Source organism: Pseudarthrobacter sp. 902506025 (assembly GCF_040702325.1).
In the GTDB taxonomy this organism is placed as follows: domain Bacteria; phylum Actinomycetota; class Actinomycetes; order Actinomycetales; family Micrococcaceae; genus Arthrobacter.
The window spans coordinates 239,053-254,469 of sequence record NZ_JBFBKW010000001.1; the positions used below are offsets into that span (position 1 = coordinate 239,053).

Consider the following 15,417-nt stretch of genomic DNA (forward strand, 5'->3'; position numbering starts at 1 on the left):
CCCAGCACTTAGATCACATGCATAAGAACGGAAAATTCAATGTCCACGGACACGCAACTCTGCCCCCGGGTCCATATAGCCACTGACCACGCCGGGCTTGACCTTAGCGCTGATCTCGTAAGGCGCCTGGCAGCAAAAGGGTATGAAGTTGTTGACCACGGGCCAAAGACGTACGACCCGCAAGACGACTACCCCGCTTTTTGCATTCGTGCAGCCCAGGCTGTTATCACCGACCAACAGTCGGGGAGGCATGCGTTGGGCATTGTTCTTGGCGGTTCCGGCAACGGTGAACAAATCACGGCAAACAAAGTGAAGGGCATCCGTGCGGCACTAGTGTGGAACCACTCAACGGCCGTTCTCGCCAGGGAACATAACAACGCCAACGTTGTTGCCTTGGGAGCAAGGCAACACTCAGCTCAGGAAACGTTCGACCTCGTGGAAGCCTTTCTTCAGACTCCTTTCAGCAATGACGAAAGGCACGCCCGACGTATCGGCCAAATTGCCCACTTCGAGAACGCCGGCAGCGCTATGGAGTAGCAGCGGTTGGCAATACCGCCCATGGCGGCGTTGGTTTTAGTCGGTGCCGCTGAAACCGCCACTTAGTTGCAAGACCATCAGCTCGCATCCAAACGGCGCTCACTCAGTTCCGGCTGCTTTCTGTCAGTTCAATCACCATAACGAGGGATTATGAAACGCACACCGTTCAATACAGACTGGCTTGTTTCCGGCATTGCCGGGTCCGCGAAGCCCACGGCTGTGACACTCCCGCACGATGCCATGCTCTACGAAAAACGCGACCCGGCAACGGCAAATGGCTACCACACAGGCTTCTACCCAGGTGGCGTGTACAGATACAGCAAGACCTTCGTTGCGCCCGAAGCGTGGCGCGGGCAACACGTTGTCATTGAGTTTGAAGGTGTCTATATGCGCTCGGAGGTTTACCTCAACGGCGTACTCATCGGGGGACGCCCCTCGGGCTACGCAGAGTTCCGAGTAGTGCTTGATGACCACCTGAAGTACGGGGAAGATAACCTCCTTGAGGTAGTTGCCAATAACCCGTCAGGCCCAAATTCGCGGTGGTACTCAGGAAGCGGAATCTATCGCCCGGTCAGCCTCCTGATCGGTCCTCTTCTGCATATCGATCCGACCGGCCTGCAGTTGCGGACAATTAGCCTGGAGGGCACCAACGCTACGGTTCATGCCCGTGCCACTGTCACTAACGACGACATCAAAGCCCGCACCTCCACGTTGAGAGTCACACTTACGGGGCCGGACGGCAAAGAGATTTCGGCAACCTCCCAAGAGGTAGTGACCCCGCCGGGAACAAACTCCGTCCATGCCGTCGAATTTACTATCGACGGCGCACACCTTTGGTCGCCGGAGCATCCGCACCTGTATAGCGTCTACGCAGAGCTCGCCGACAAGAACGACGGCCTCGACACAGTCGAGGATACGTTTGGGATCCGGCTTGTTACTGTCAACGCGCACCAAGGCCTCCAAATCAACGGCGCCACAACTAAATTGCGCGGGGGCTGCATCCACCACGACAACGGAATCATCGGCGCCCACACACTGGAGGCTGCCGAAGAACGCCGGATCCGCATCCTCCGTGATGCCGGCTACAACGCGATCCGAAGCGCTCACAACGCCCTCTCACGGGCGACTCTTCGAGCATGCGACAAACTCGGGATGCTCGTCATGGATGAACTCGGCGATGAATGGTGGAGGCCCAAGTCCCGCGATGGGTTCTCTCGGCACTTCCTGGAGTGGTGGCAACGTGACCTCGACGCGCTGATCGCCAAGGACTACAGCCACCCTTCAGTGATCATGTATTCGATCGGCAATGAGATTGGCGAGATCTCCACTGACCAAGGCAAGGCGCTCGGCTACGACATAGCCGCTCACGCCCGATCAGCGGACCCCGACCGCTTCATCACCAATGGGGTGAACGTCTTCCTGAGCTTCATTGCCCCTAAGGACGACCCCAAAGTGGAGTCCGAAAAGGTCGAGAACAAAGAGAAGGCGGGCAATCCTGAAAAGACGATCGCGATGCTCAACTTTTTGATGGGCGCCTTCGAGAAGCTCACTCCGCTGCTGCTCAGGCTCCCCCAAGCCGAGAATAGGACGAGGGAAGCACAGTTCGCCCTCGATGTTGCGGGTTACAACTACGGGCATGACCGGTGGGTCAGGGACACCAAGCGGTATCCGGACCGCGTTATCGTTGGTACGGAAACGACCCCCAGCACAACCGCTACACTATGGCGGCTGATCAACGCCATGCCCAACGTCATCGGCGAATTCGTGTGGACAGCCTGGGACTACGTAGGGGAAGCCGGCATCGCCACTCAGCAGTATGACAGTCCCCGCAAACTGTTCCAGCCCTACCCGGCACTCCTGGCAGGGGCACCGATCATCGATATCACCGGTTACCGGCAACCCTGGTCGTACTACAACGAGATTGTGTGGGGCCGAACACGAGGCCCGTTCTTGTCCGTGCGCCCCTTGAACCATGCCGGTCAAAAACGCACCAAGAACAATTGGCGGCCGACCGACACCGTTCACAGTTGGAGCTGGAGCGGATACGAAGGCGTCAAAGCCGAAGTGGAAGTATACGCTGACGCTCACCGTGTTGACCTGCACCTGAACGATAAGCTCATCGCTTCCCGAAAAGTCAGGGAGAAGAAACAATATCGCACTGTTTTCAGCATGCCATATGCGCCGGGGAAACTCACTGCCACGGCATACGACAAATCCGGCAACGTCGTCGGTTCAGAGACCCTAGCCTCGGCCGGCCCCGAGACGGTACTTCGAGCCACTGCTGAACGCAGCGAGGCGACGGCAGACGGCGCTGACCTGGTCTTCATCGATGTCGAGCTCACTGACAACACAGGCGTGCTCAAACCACTCGATGATAGGCCCGTGACAGTCAATGTAGAAGGCGAAGGAACGCTACTAGGCTTCGGAAGCGCCAACCCTGCGACCGCTGAACAACTGAGCTCTCCAACCCACAGCACCTACCAGGGACGGGCCCAAGCAATTATTCGCACTACAACACGTCCCGGCGAGATCACGTTCACGGCCAGCGCAGACGGCTTGACCCAAGCAACCGTCAAGATTACGACCAGCGACAACTCCGGCAAATCAGCAAGGGGACTCCGTGGGATCTTGCAAGCTTGAAAGATGCCTTTTCGAGAACGCCGTTAGCAAATCAGGCATAGGCCCATGGGCCTCACCAGCCATCGATTGCCACCGCCGCTCCCTTCACACAGATACCTACACTGCCGGCGCCGACCCGCGATCGTCGAGGAGAAATAAGTGAACAGCAGTTCCGCAGAGGTTCCCGGCCAGACGAGACCCGGAATCGCCCACCTAACTTCTCTAGGCAGTTCCTTTGCCGCTGGTCCAGGCATCCGGCCTATAGAGAGCCGACGCGCTCAACGATCCGCCCTCAACTACCCGCACCTTCTCGCTGAGAAGCTAGGTTGCCGGCTCACAGACCTATCCATATCGGGCGCAACCACGGAAACAATACTTACCCGTCCACAGCGGGTCGGCCTCCTAAAATTCCAGCCCCAAATCCGGGGCCTGTCCCACGACAGCGATCTGGTCACCCTGACAGCGGGTGGCAATGACGTCGGATACATCGGTTCGATGTACGCAGCCGCATTGAAGGGCTGGTTGTCAACGCAGCCTGTCCTTTCGCGAATCAAACTCCCACAGATAAGCGAGAAGCCGGGAATAGTAATTGACCGTGCCACTGCGGGACTAGTGAGCGTCGCGGAGGAAATTCACCGTCGGGCCCCAAAGGCACGCGTCGTCTTTGTCGACTACCTCACGATAATCGGGCATCGAACAACACCCGGGCCCTCAGCACCCTTTGACAGTGAAACCATGTCCACACTGCGGGTAATTGGCGAGCAGGTTGCACAAATGTTCCAACACGCTGCAGATCGTTCCGGATCTGAGCTAATTAAACTCTCGCAGTTCAGCGAGAACCATGCCCTTGGATGCCCAGAACCTTGGGTCAACGGTTTCCGGCCCAAGCCCGGAAACGGAGTTTCGTTCCACCCTAACCGAGAAGGAATGCGGGCTGCCGCCGGGCTAATCAGCGATCATTTAGCATCCTAATTCGGACCACTTAGGGTGCCGCCCTTGGTTTTTCCCCGGACCGGGAATAAACTATGGATCGTGCCTGCATTTCGTAAAGAATCAATGAATCCCATCACTCGTTTGATCCTTCGTTTCGTTTCGCGGAGCATCACCATGCGCCGTTCCCAGTTTGAAGAGCTTCCCCTCCCGCCTCAAAGAGTCCTGTTCCTAGGAGACAGCATTACCGAAGGCGGGCAGTGGGACGAATGGTTCCCCGAGCTGCCAACCCTCAACCGCGGCATCGGTGGCGACGACGTACAGGGAGTCCTCACCAGACTGGACACTGCGATCCATGACCCCGTGGCTATATCTCTGTTGATCGGGACGAATGACCTGGGCGGGGCAAAACGAAAAGCAGAAGACATCGCAGCGTCTATCCAAGAACTCGTCAAGGAGATCAGGAAACGCGCTCCCAAAGCTCCTTTCCTGATTAACAGTGTTATGCCGCGCCACCGCAAGTACCGCGAAAATATCACGTTCTTGAATTCACTACTCCGCAATATTGCTGCTCGGGAAAACGCGGTTTTCGTAGACTTGTGGCCTGCACTGGCCGATAACAACGGCGCACTGCGGGAGGAATTCACCGCTGACGCCCTACACCTTAACGGTCTGGGCTACGCCGCGTGGGCCAAGGTCCTCCGGAGCGAATTTTCAACACTAGGCCTCGTGCCAGCGACGAACCCACAACTGGAACCCGCAGGCCCGGCAAAGCAAAAGAAATCCTCTCCTGCAATCTGACCAGGATGGACTGCTAAACCATCCCGAACAGCGACCCGCGTACTATTCAGTGGACGGTTCTCCACTAACCACTGAATGAACGCCGATAATGGAGATTCTGTAAGTCCGTACTCTGCACATCTGATTGGATGAGTCGATTTGTCCCGATCGCTTAGGCAAAACCATTCTCAGAAAACCCGGGACTCTGCGGGTCTTCGGGAGTACCCGGATCCACTCCTCACTTTAGAGTGCGCCCGGCCCGCTGAGGACGGTGTTGTGTACGGGTCCCCGGATGACTAGTCTCTTGGGAAGGCTAAGCCGTCGGCCATAGAACTTTTTGGAGCACCTATGGACCGCACATTAGACGCAATCGCTAATTTTGATACATCCGCCGACGTCGTCCGGATCGACATCCGCGGCAGCCTGCACCTTCGTTCCCGCCACGAGCTGACCCACGTAATCCGGCGTGTACGGTGGACGGGCCTTCGCTGCCATATCTGCATTGACCTCTCGCATGCGGCCCTGGTGGAGTCATCTGCCCTGGCAGGACTGCGGAGCGACCTCAACGCTCTGGACGCCGCCCTGCAGGGCGGATGCGGTGCGGGGGTTTCCCTCCAACTAACGTCCGATGCCCACAGCTCCTCGATGAACACTGACCTCATTGAGTTGCCACTGCCCAGGGACGACGACATTCGCGAGCTGTTCCCTGGAGGCCGGTTCGCCGGAGAATCCCCCGATCTTCCCGTCATGTGGATCGAGGCTCTGTACGGCCGCCCGCTCACGGAATTCTCCAATGAAGAACTGCGTACGGCCAGTGACGACCTCTTCGCGTTGCTCGACTGCCCATACCTTCAGAACAGCTCGGATCTGCTGGGTCGGTATAACGACATCGGCCTGGAAATCTCTCGCCGCCCGCACGACTTCCCGGACCCAGGCAATGCCGAGAAGGGCCACGCCCCCAGCTAGAGCTAGCCGTGCGCTATTCGATCAGCAGGGTGTTGTAATGCACTGTGAGAAATCCCAATAGGACACACTCATAGCCCGGCATGAGGGGACGAGTAACAGTTTCCCGGGCATGCCCACTCAGCTGCCTGCATTCGTGTGGGCGATTGGGCGCCACTAGCACCCCCGGGCCCGGCACGGGGCCTTGACCCAACGATCGGGCGATGTCCTCTGGGTTGGCCTCTCGCAACTCGATGCGGAGCGGGGCATACTCGGAGGATGACCTCGTTATAGCGCCAGGGTGTTTCAGAGTTCCCGGTGTTCAACTTCTTTAGAGATGGGCAAAGGATGGCAGCGGAATCGGTCCGTCAATCGACGGAAATTCTCGTTGATCATCTGCAGGACCTCGTCCTCAGAACCGAGGATGTGAAGGAGATGCTGGATGAACTTGCCGAGCTCTCCGCGACGACGTTATCCGACCCGGGTGACGCCATCTGCAGCATCATGCTGATCCGACAGAAGAAGCAGGTGACGATAGCCCGTAGCGATGAAGGCGCGGCGCGCTTGGACGACAGCCAATTCAGTGCCGGTGACGGGCCGTGTCTTACTGCCATCCGCCAAGGGGTGATCGTGCACCTTCCGGACATCGCTGAGGATCGCCGCTGGCCGGAATTCCGGGGGGCCGCCCGCCAAGCCTCGGTGAGGTCTTGCCTGTCAGTGCCACTAATCCTTGAAGGCCAAGCGACGGCCGGACTGAACCTATACTCCACGCAATCCCGGGCGTTTACTGCCAACGACATCGCCATGGTGGAAACCTACTCCTACCACGCCTCCAAAGCCCTTCGACTGGCTGTCCGGATCAGTCAATTGACCGAGGCTAAGGCCAACCTGATGGCCGCATTGGAATCCCGGACGATCATTGACCTGGCGGCCGGCGCCATCATGGCGCAGAATCGCTGTAACCAGGACACGGCAATGAAGATCCTCAGCATCGCCTCCAACACCCGCAACGTAAAACTCCGGGACATCGCCGCGTCCGTCGTCGCATCAGTTGCACACGACCCCAGCGTTCGCACGCACTTCGACGCCTAGGCCAACCCCCTAAGAGACCCAACCGCCGCGGGCGTCCCCAGCCCCTGGCGACGGGCGCGCTGGCCACCACGAACCCACTGGGGAAAAGCTGCAGGGTCCGATAGAACTCGCGGCTGGTCAGAGACTTTGATGTCGCGGACGTAAGTGCCACTGCTGTTATGGGCAACTGGGGGCGGCTTTCGACAGGTTCCCATGGCAACACCTGTGAGCACCCAGCACCATCCTGGGCACTAACAGGGGAGCGGACGGCACGAGGCCAATCACGTGCCCCAGGAGTCGCCTGCACAGGTCCCGCCAAAGATCACCCCGGCCGTACCGGCCGCGCAGAATGGAGCGGTTATCAGACCAGCAGGCGCTCGGACTGCAACTGCTCCGCGGCTAATAGGAGTGCGGTGCTTCGAGAGGGCACGCTCGCAGCCACGCTTCCGCGTCCGAGGTATTGGTGAAGTACCGGATGGGCGAGGGCCCTGAGTCCAATGCGATGAAGTAGTTGGCGATGATTTCATCAACCGGAGTTGCACCGATCACGGCTACTTTCCGGGTCAGCTTCTCTTGGGCGAAGACTGTGCGGGCGCCACGGTCCAGTCCAGCGACGCCCGTGAGATCGACCAGCATCAAAACTCTGTTGCATTCACCCATGCTCGTCACGGCAGCCAGGCAGTCCATCGCGGCTTGCCGGCTAACGCGGACACCTGGAAACCACCGCACCCGAACGATGTCACCCGCCAGCGACACCGTGCACTCCGGAGAATTCACGACTTGGATCATCCCGCCTGCCTTTCAGTGTCACGAGCACCCAGGAAGAGACAGCGGGAAGCGGTCGGGACCAGCCTGCTGTTCACAGGCAAAAGCCGACCACGGAAGCACCCGACGTGGAAGCCCGGATATCCCCGCCTGTGGTTATTGCCAACAGGCGGGGAAGTTCCGGCAATGCCATGGTCCCTTCGCGGCCGGAGCAGCGCCGCCGGCCGCGCGCAAACCGTCGCGCTCTGCTGCACGACCCCAAGAGTATTCCCTGTCATCCATCACTTTTGACTCAAGATTTCCGCAGCATCACCACAATTCCGTTGTTGCCACTCTGGGTGGGCAACGTAGATTTGTGATGACCTGCTGGGCCGCAGGACGGAAAACCTTATGGTTGCCGCCCGATGGTGCGTCGCATCGAGCCGCAGGGCGGGTGAAAGCACACATCCAGGGACTGCTACTGTTGTGCCGTCCACCGGTGTCGGTCGTTTCCCAAAGGGGTCCGGGACCGGTGGGCATATATCCGTCCTGCTGCCGTGAGCTTGTCCCTTGCCGACCAGTCTGGATGGATAGCGCCTAGAGCCGTTCCTTTTTGGGGGCGGCTCTAGGCGTTCTAAAGATGCGGTCAGAGGTCCTGCTTGGTTGGGCAGCCGGGGCGCTGACCTTGGTTCCTAGTCCGGTTCTCATACGATCCTCTCTTGCTCCCGTGCACGTCACCATGCCGCTAGGAGTCAGCACGCCGTGTGGCTAGTCTGTTCATGCTCCGCGCCTTCGCCATCCGTGCGCTGGTGTGTAAATTGCCCAGAATCGAACCCGTATCGGCGATTGGAATCGGGTCACGGGAGCAGAGCAACATCGCACTTGTCGGTGACGGTCGAAAAGTGAGCCATTGTGACGGTTGAAAACTGAGCTACCCGTTCCAAACGATTGGGTGGGTGATCACAGTGGAGGATTGGGCGCTTATTCGGCGGTTGCATCTGGCCGAGGGTGAGTCGATGAGGTCGATAGCGGCGCGGTTGGGGATCTCCAGGAACACGGTGGCGAAGGCGGTCAGCTCTGACAGTCCGCCTACGTACGTTCGGGCGCCTCAGGACTCCGGGATCAAGGCTGTGGAACCGGCGATTCGTGCGCTGCTGGTGGAGAACCCGCGGATGCCGGCGACGGTGTTGGCTGAACGGGTGGGCTGGTCCGGGTCTCCGGCGTGGTTTCGGGAAAACGTGGCCAGGATCCGGCTGGAGTATGCCCCGGCTGATCCTGCAGACCGGATCTCTTACGATCCCGGGGATCAGGCGCAGTGCGATCTGTGGTTCCCGGAGGTGCGGATACCCGTCAGTGCCGGCAAGGCGAGGGTGTTGCCGGTGCTGGTGATGGTGTCCTCGCATTCTCGGTTCATCATGGCCCGGATGATCCCGTCACGGATGACCGGGGACCTGCTCGCCGGCATGTGGGAGCTGCTCGGATCCCTGGGTGCGGTTCCACGCAGGCTGATCTGGGACAACGAAACCGGCATCGGCCGGCGGAACAGCTACGCCGCAGGGGTGGCCGCGTTCGCCGGGGTCTTGGCCACCAGGATCGTGCAGGTCAAACCCTACGACCCGGAGAGCAAGGGCGTGGTAGAGCGGGCCAACCAATTCCTGGAGACGTCCTTCCTGCCGGGCCGGGTCTTCGCCTCTCCGGAGGACTTCAACACCCAGCTCGGGCAGTGGCTGCCGAAGGCCAACGCCCGGCTGGTCAGGCGGACCGGGGCCCGCCCGTCGGACCTGCTCGCTGCGGACAAAGCGGCCATGATGGCGTTGCCACCGGTTCCACCGGTCACGGGATTCACCTTTAGGGTCCGGCTGCCGAGGGACTACTACGTCCGGATGGGATCCAACGACTACTCCGTCCACCCGCAGGCCATTGGCCGGTTCGTTGACGTCACCGCCGACCTCGAATCCGTCACGATCAGCCTGGACGGCAGATCCGTCGGGACCCACCGTCGGTCGTGGGGCGCCGGCCTGACCATCACCGACCCGGGCCACGTCGAGGCGGCAAGGGCACTGCGGAAGGCCTTCCAAACCCCTCATCCGGTCGGCGAAACAACGGGGGTGCGGGACTTGGCGGACTACGACCGGGCATTCGGTGTGGTCCTCGATGACGGGCAGGTCGCCTGATGCCCGAAGCCAAAGAAACGACTGGCCAGATCGAGTACTACTCCCGGGCGATGAAAGCACCCCGGATCCGTGAAGCAGCAACCCGGCTCGCGGACCAGGCCCGTGAAGGTGGCTGGACGCACGAGGAGTACCTCGCCGCTGTCCTGTCCCGGGAAGTCGCAGCCAGGGAAGCCTCCGGCGCCGAGATCAGGGCCCGGGCCGCCGGGTTCCCGGCCCGGAAATCACTCGAAGACTTCAACTTCGATCACCAGCCCGGCCTCAAACGCGACACCATCGCGCACCTTGCCACCGGCGCGTTTCTCACCGAAGCGTCCAACATCGTCCTCCTCGGACCGCCCGGCACCGGCAAAACACACCTCGCCACCGGTCTGGGTTTACGGGCCACCCTGCTCGGACACCGGGTCCTGTTCGCCACCGCAATCGACTGGGTCGCCCGGCTCCAGGCAGCCCACCAGAACGGCCGGCTGCCCCAGGAACTGGTCAGGCTGCGCCGCTACGGACTGATCATCGTGGACGAAGTCGGCTACATCCCGTTCGAGCAGGACGCCGCGAACCTGTTCTTCCAACTGGTCTCATCGCGCTACGAACACGCCTCCCTGATCCTGACCTCGAACCTGCCCTTCGCCCGCTGGGGCGACGTCTTCGGCGATCAGGTCGTCGCGTCGGCCATGATCGACCGCATCGTCCACCACGCCGAAGTCATCACCCTCAAAGGCTCCAGCTACCGCCTCAAACACACTCAGGTCGACTCGCTGCCCTCGACAAGACCGGAAAATACGGCAGAATAGCCAGCGTCAAAGTGGCTCACTTTTCAACCCACGAAATGGCTCACTTTTCGACCATCGCTGACAGCACTGATACGGGGCAGGCCGCTCAAAGCTTCCGCGGCCTTTGCTACCGCCTGGCACACATCAGCGCCTTCGACCCTAAACTGTCCCGCGCTCGAGGCCGTCCGGTATTCGATCACGTAAGGCATGCCCCAGCATGTCAGCAGCAGACCAGGGATACGGCCGGAAGACCCGATCAGAAGTCCCGGCCTCTGCCACCATGGAGTGGTACACGACCTCCTGTCCCCACACGAGGTGCGAGGTCCCGACCCGCCCGCATTTTGCGGGGCGCTGAATAGGCGGCATGGAGGAGGCCAGTGTGCCCGGGACCTGCGCGCCGGCGACCTAGCTGATCATGATGGGGATCTGCCAGGAGTTGCTCGGCTTCTGCCTCGGCGCAGTGGAAGGGACAGTCGGACAGCGGGCAGGTGGTAGCCGCTGCTGCTTGTGTTTAGTCGTCCTCAGGTTCCGGCGCCTTCGCATTCTTTCTGCCCCACCCCTCGATATTTACCATCCACGACACCCCGAATTTATCCATGCACATGCCGAATGCATCGCCCCACGGAGCAACGTCCAGCGCCATCGTCACAGTCCCGCCCTCGGACAGCTGCAGCCAGCAGCGCTGTAGTTCATCCATGTCATCACCACTAAGAGAAATGCTGAAGGTGTTGCCTGGGCGGTAATCAGTCCGCTCCGGGGAGTCCGCTCCCATCAGGGTTAAGCCCGACGGTGTCACTAGGAGTGCATGCATGACCAGGTGGTCCTCGTCCGGGTTCTGGCTCGCCTCCAGGTCCCCGAAGGTGGTGATGGCCAAGTCGCCACCAAAAACCTCGTGGTAAAAGTTCATCGCCTCGCGGGCATTGGTGCGGAAGCTCAGATAAGGGTTGAGACGGATTGGCATGATAGTTCCTCCTTCTTATCCAAATACATCGACTGGTGGGTTCACTTGTGGACTGCTGAAGCAGGCTCAGTTCCCAAATGAACCAGTCTGGGTAACTTGCACGGCTCAGAGTTTCGGGGGATGAGGTTCGCAGACGCACTGCTGCATGCATAGATTGATCGGGAGGTATGGGAAGAGGCCAGTGCCTGTGGAAGGCCTGGCCTCTAGGAAGGGCGCTGGCGGGGGAGGGAGGGTGTCATGCGCTGGTGGAGTCCCCGTAGCCATCGTTCCACTGTCCCTTGCGCGGCAGTGGTGGCGTTAACGCCTTGTTGCCAAGTATCCGATGTCACGGAAGGCTTGTATAGACCTTGTTGGATATTAGCTGGACCTCGAGCGGGACGGGCAGCAGACCGCTGGTCCAACGAATCATCAGCTATCTGAGTAATTCCCTCATGGGGCCACGCCATAAGCACCGGTTGAGGTGGAAGACGGAACCCTAGGGCGAAGCTCAGGCAGAAATAACGTCCGCTGCAGCGGCTTCGGTGAGTCAATTGAACTCTGGTCCTCTACGGGTGGAAGCAGGGGAGCAGAAGCATGGATTACTTACTGATGACCTGCGGCTTACAGCGAGGGCTTGCTTTCGCCGCAAATAAGGGCTGATCGTATGCGTGATGCGCCCTGAAGACGACGGATGCTTAGCCTGTGGCTCCCAGCACTACAGAAACAGGTCAACGGGTCCTTTGTTCATCATCTGGACAAGGTAGTGAACCGCTTAGCAACTCCGGGTAGAGCAGGTTTCCATGAATCGCGCACCTTCCCTCTTTGGGAAGAGGCAACCATCAGTGAGTCCCGGACTCCGATAACTTGCAGCACGATTCTCACCATCTACGACATGGCGAAACAGAGCGCGCATGGCTTTGTTGCCCATGGCGTGGCAGGGCGCATAGGCAGCCCTGCCACTGCCCGGTGGCAGGTTTATTCGGGCATTTCCATCTGGAAACCGCACGAGCAGCGCAGGACCCGAGTGGCTAGATAGACGTCCAAAACGTCCTCTGATGACTGATCGGTGAATCTGGGTGCACTGAGCCGATGCAGCTCGGAACCGGACTTCTGCATGGGCTGGCCGCAGTGGATGTAGTGGGGTCCGAACACCAAAACACCCGTTAAGCTGCTGGTCCTGTTCACGATGGTGGCAACGGCCCCGACGTCAGCGGAATGGAGGAAGTGCCGACGGCAGCTGATGCAGGAGTACCCCACCTCGACCTCCCCCGACGAGCGCGGATTCAGCGCTTCAATCGAATACACAGTGATCCCGCGATCGGTACCGCAACCGGCACACATCAGCGGACGTTCACCAGAGGGTATCCCTGGCACGTGCTGGCCATGGCCATAAGAATTTACGGTCATGTCACGCAGCCGCCGGGTACGTGGCGAGGATATAGTCGGCGGCCGCCGGACCTGTCATCCGAAGCCGACTGTCGTGGACATCAATGTCGCGTCGGTGCATCGCCGCCCGGAACGTAAAGTCCGCCTCCGCCCGGAGGCCTTTGAGGCTGCACCAGCTGACATACAGGCCGTAAAGGCAATCCGCCGACAGGGGACAATCAGTATCAAACTCACGAACAGTGGCTTCTTCAAGGAACGCGGTGAAATGTGATGCATCCATGGCGGGGCTTCTCTTCCGCTGCGTGCATTCATCCGCCGTCAGGCTACAGCGGGACTCCTCAAGGCCTGCACGGAGCCCGAAGAGAGCACCTCCACAAATGTGACCTGTGCCATATCGAATGTACGCATTCCCACTCCCTCTGTCCAGCAGCCCAGCAGTCCCAGGATGAGAGCGTTGTGTCCCCGGAATCGGTACTCTCCGATAAGGGATGCGTTGGGCCGCCTATCGTTTTGCAGGTCCAGGTCTTGCGGGCGGCAAAGGACCTTCCGTCCCCCACCTGCGGTCAATAGACTTAATCCGGGCGTAGTGTCCAGCAGTGCGGCGCTGCGTTCACCGTAGATCCCCTGCCTGCTTCAGACGGCCGATATTGAAGATTCTGTAAAGCTAAACCAAGAAGCGTGCGTGCCCCATGCGGCAGGACTGCGCCGAGCTACTCGTGACCGGGTTCGTGTGGTTCCACGTGCAAAAGGAAACAGATTGGCGGATCAACAGCAGCACCAGTTCCGCTACAGCCTTCAAAAACGCCCTGCAGGCCCGGCGTACCTCCTTACAGCCGGTTGCGGCCGCCAACGCCCTGCCCGGGCCGGGTTCCAGCCTGGGCCGGCGCGGCCGGCTTCAGGGCTTGACCTTGCTTCCCTTGCGCAGCAGCGACAGCAGGGCCACGCCGATGAGCATGACGCCCAGGGCGGTGAGGAGGGAGGAACCGACGTTCAGGCCGGTGTAGGCCAGGGCTGCGGCTCCGGTGGCGGGGGCGCCGGTAGTCATTCCATACATGGTTCTAGATGTCCTCTGCGGTGTATTGGGCTTCCCAGCGGTCGATGCGCCGCCGGGTGATCTTAGTGGTCAGGACCGCGCACCAGGAGGCAAGGAACCACCCCGAGCGCAGCCACATGAACAGTTCCTGGGGGAAGAACGTGGCGGCCAAAAGGACGTCTTTCCAGTCCCGGTGGGGGATCCGCAGCGCGCGTTTGATGTCCAGCGCGACGAACAGGACGGGAACCAGCCACCAGAACAGGATGATCTTGAAAACGTGCAAGGCCAGGGCCAGGACAATGACGGCGATCCACAGGACCTTCAGGAATACTCCCAGCAGTCCCATGGCCTGCTGTCCCCAGTCACGCAGGGTCAGGCGGTTGATCCCCAGGTTTAGGAGGTCCTCGACCGTGCCGACCTGCCATTTCATCCGCTGGCCCCACAACGCCTTGATGGTCTTCATCGAGTCGGTGTAGGCACGGACGTCGGGGGAGACCTGGCAGATATACCCCAGTTCCCGGATCCGGTACGTCAGCTCGAAGTCTTCAACCTGCGAGGTGTACACCCAGGGGCCTTCCCGGTCGTCCCGGGATGCGATCTGCCGCAGGACAGCGTTGTTGATCGCACACCCGGTTCCGGCAAGGACGCTGGTCTGCCGGCGCCGGAGCGCGGTGTCGGTCCACGTCGCGAACTCTGCCTTCTGCAGCCTGGACAGGAACCCAGGGTCCTGCATGGTGAACTTCGACGATGAGCCGCCCAACCGGGCGGCCCGCCGGCCGATGAACTCGCACTCCCAGGCGGCCAGGGCGTTGGGCGGAAGGACGGTGTCCGCATCGAGGCAAACCACTACGTCGGCGTCGTACGCGTACTGTTGCCAGGCCCGGTTGAGGGCCTCGGACTTGCGGTGCTCCAGCCGTGGCAGCTCCATCACGGTGACCGGGTACTTCCGGGCTTCCCACGCGGTGGTGTCCGTGCAGCCGTTGGGAATCACCACCACCAGGTCCGCTGGCCGTGACTGGAGCATCAGGCCCTCGAGGGTCGCCCCGATAGAGCCCGCCTCGTTGTAGGCCGGAACCAGGACCACCACCCGTAAAGGATGCCCGGCACGTGGGCTGGAGGGGTGTGCGGTGTCGGCACCACGGGGAGAGGGCGTCGTGGTCGACAGGTCCCGGTGCGTACAGGAGGGTGCGGACAACGTGGCCAGGGCGGTAGGCATGGAGGGCTCCTAAGTTTTTGTGTTTTGGCTCTCCATCGGGCCGCCTCCATTCTTGGAGCACCAACTCAAATTTCGCCCCTTCGTACCCTCAAGGTTTCAGAAAGTTCACCTGCTAAAGGCGGCCTTTGATCGTTCTGACCTGCGTAAACACTTAGTTTCGGGTGCTCCGAGGCGTCGCTTAGGGCCATCGGTCCGTGCCCGGGACAGCTGCGGACCGGAGGTACCAGCCTGGCAATGGGCCCGAAGGGCCTCGACCGCCTGCTGTCACAGGTTGGATC

Annotated in this window: 13 protein-coding genes and 1 pseudogene; 9 read left to right on the forward strand and 5 right to left on the reverse strand. The window is 60.5% G+C overall.

Annotated elements, in window-relative coordinates; all coding sequences use genetic code 11:
• Positions 1-39 precede the first annotated feature (39 nt).
• The 6 genes from AB0280_RS01070 to AB0280_RS01095 all read left to right on the forward strand — a co-directional run bounded on the left by AB0280_RS01070 (position 40) and on the right by AB0280_RS01095 (position 6,900).
• Entirely contained in the window at positions 40-537 is a 498-nt protein-coding gene (locus tag AB0280_RS01070) for a ribose-5-phosphate isomerase (protein ID WP_307489319.1), read from the forward strand.
• Positions 538-687: 150 nt separating this feature from the next.
• Positions 688-3,177 carry a DUF4982 domain-containing protein gene (locus tag AB0280_RS01075; protein WP_307489318.1) on the forward strand — a complete coding sequence of 830 codons (2,490 nt, stop codon included), beginning with the start codon at positions 688-690 and terminating at the stop codon, positions 3,175-3,177.
• A 138-nt stretch (positions 3,178-3,315) separates the two neighbouring features.
• Entirely contained in the window at positions 3,316-4,128 is an 813-nt protein-coding gene (locus AB0280_RS01080) for an SGNH/GDSL hydrolase family protein (RefSeq protein ID WP_366366035.1), read from the forward strand.
• Between the two features lie 60 nt (positions 4,129-4,188).
• Positions 4,189-4,887, forward strand: coding sequence for a GDSL-type esterase/lipase family protein (locus AB0280_RS01085; RefSeq protein WP_366366036.1), 699 nt, complete (start codon positions 4,189-4,191; stop codon positions 4,885-4,887).
• Positions 4,888-5,214: 327 nt separating this feature from the next.
• Positions 5,215-5,832 carry a hypothetical protein gene (locus tag AB0280_RS01090; RefSeq protein ID WP_307489315.1) on the forward strand — a complete coding sequence of 206 codons (618 nt, stop codon included), beginning with the start codon at positions 5,215-5,217 and terminating at the stop codon, positions 5,830-5,832.
• A 324-nt stretch (positions 5,833-6,156) separates the two neighbouring features.
• Positions 6,157-6,900 carry a GAF and ANTAR domain-containing protein gene (locus AB0280_RS01095; RefSeq protein ID WP_307489313.1) on the forward strand — a complete coding sequence of 248 codons (744 nt, stop codon included), beginning with the start codon at positions 6,157-6,159 and terminating at the stop codon, positions 6,898-6,900.
• Positions 6,901-7,278: 378 nt separating this feature from the next.
• Here the strand turns inward: AB0280_RS01095 and AB0280_RS01100 are convergent, their stop codons facing one another.
• Positions 7,279-7,515, reverse strand: coding sequence for an STAS/SEC14 domain-containing protein (locus AB0280_RS01100; protein ID WP_307489311.1), 237 nt, complete (start codon positions 7,513-7,515; stop codon positions 7,279-7,281).
• A gap of 1,064 nt (positions 7,516-8,579) precedes the next feature.
• Between AB0280_RS01100 and istA the strand changes: the two genes are divergently transcribed.
• Both istA and istB read left to right on the forward strand, forming a co-directional pair.
• A complete protein-coding gene (gene istA / locus AB0280_RS01105) occupies positions 8,580-9,797 on the forward strand; it encodes an IS21 family transposase (RefSeq protein ID WP_307493482.1) in 1,218 nt (405 codons plus the stop codon).
• Positions 9,797-10,585, forward strand: coding sequence for an IS21-like element helper ATPase IstB (istB, locus tag AB0280_RS01110; protein WP_307493483.1), 789 nt, complete (start codon positions 9,797-9,799; stop codon positions 10,583-10,585). The genes istA and istB overlap by 1 nt, the downstream gene beginning before the upstream one ends.
• Before the next feature lie 490 nt (positions 10,586-11,075).
• Here the strand turns inward: istB and AB0280_RS01115 are convergent, their stop codons facing one another.
• Positions 11,076-11,525, reverse strand: a complete 450-nt coding sequence (locus tag AB0280_RS01115; RefSeq protein ID WP_307493418.1) for a VOC family protein — start codon at positions 11,523-11,525, stop codon at positions 11,076-11,078.
• 1,387 nt (positions 11,526-12,912) lie between these two features.
• Positions 12,913-13,170, reverse strand: a complete 258-nt coding sequence (locus tag AB0280_RS01120; RefSeq protein ID WP_307493420.1) for a hypothetical protein — start codon at positions 13,168-13,170, stop codon at positions 12,913-12,915.
• 436 nt (positions 13,171-13,606) lie between these two features.
• Here AB0280_RS01120 and AB0280_RS21515 point away from each other — a divergent pair.
• Positions 13,607-13,714: pseudogene (locus AB0280_RS21515) on the forward strand (beta-mannanase); the annotation flags it as partial.
• Positions 13,715-13,785: 71 nt separating this feature from the next.
• Here the strand turns inward: AB0280_RS21515 and AB0280_RS01125 are convergent.
• Both AB0280_RS01125 and AB0280_RS01130 read right to left on the reverse strand, forming a co-directional pair.
• Positions 13,786-13,935, reverse strand: coding sequence for a hypothetical protein (locus AB0280_RS01125; protein ID WP_307493454.1), 150 nt, complete (start codon positions 13,933-13,935; stop codon positions 13,786-13,788).
• A gap of 13 nt (positions 13,936-13,948) precedes the next feature.
• Positions 13,949-15,139, reverse strand: a complete 1,191-nt coding sequence (locus tag AB0280_RS01130) for a glycosyltransferase (RefSeq protein WP_307493422.1) — start codon at positions 15,137-15,139, stop codon at positions 13,949-13,951.
• Positions 15,140-15,417 lie beyond the last annotated feature (278 nt).

What these genes read in the sequence shown, in the direction of transcription:
- AB0280_RS01120 (WP_307493420.1), bottom strand. Translation starts at nt 13,170, where the DNA reads ATGGATGCATCACATTTCACCGCGTTCCTTGAAGAAGCCACTGTTCGT.
- AB0280_RS01095 (WP_307489313.1), top strand. Translation starts at nt 6,157, where the DNA reads ATGGCAGCGGAATCGGTCCGTCAATCGACGGAAATTCTCGTTGATCAT.
- istB (WP_307493483.1), top strand. Translation starts at nt 9,797, where the DNA reads ATGCCCGAAGCCAAAGAAACGACTGGCCAGATCGAGTACTACTCCCGG.
- AB0280_RS01115 (WP_307493418.1), bottom strand. Translation starts at nt 11,525, where the DNA reads ATGCCAATCCGTCTCAACCCTTATCTGAGCTTCCGCACCAATGCCCGC.
- AB0280_RS01075 (WP_307489318.1), top strand. Translation starts at nt 688, where the DNA reads ATGAAACGCACACCGTTCAATACAGACTGGCTTGTTTCCGGCATTGCC.
- AB0280_RS01125 (WP_307493454.1), bottom strand. Translation starts at nt 13,935, where the DNA reads ATGACTACCGGCGCCCCCGCCACCGGAGCCGCAGCCCTGGCCTACACC.
- AB0280_RS01090 (WP_307489315.1), top strand. Translation starts at nt 5,215, where the DNA reads ATGGACCGCACATTAGACGCAATCGCTAATTTTGATACATCCGCCGAC.
- AB0280_RS01070 (WP_307489319.1), top strand. Translation starts at nt 40, where the DNA reads ATGTCCACGGACACGCAACTCTGCCCCCGGGTCCATATAGCCACTGAC.
- AB0280_RS01100 (WP_307489311.1), bottom strand. Translation starts at nt 7,515, where the DNA reads ATGCTGGTCGATCTCACGGGCGTCGCTGGACTGGACCGTGGCGCCCGC.
- AB0280_RS01130 (WP_307493422.1), bottom strand. Translation starts at nt 15,139, where the DNA reads ATGCCTACCGCCCTGGCCACGTTGTCCGCACCCTCCTGTACGCACCGG.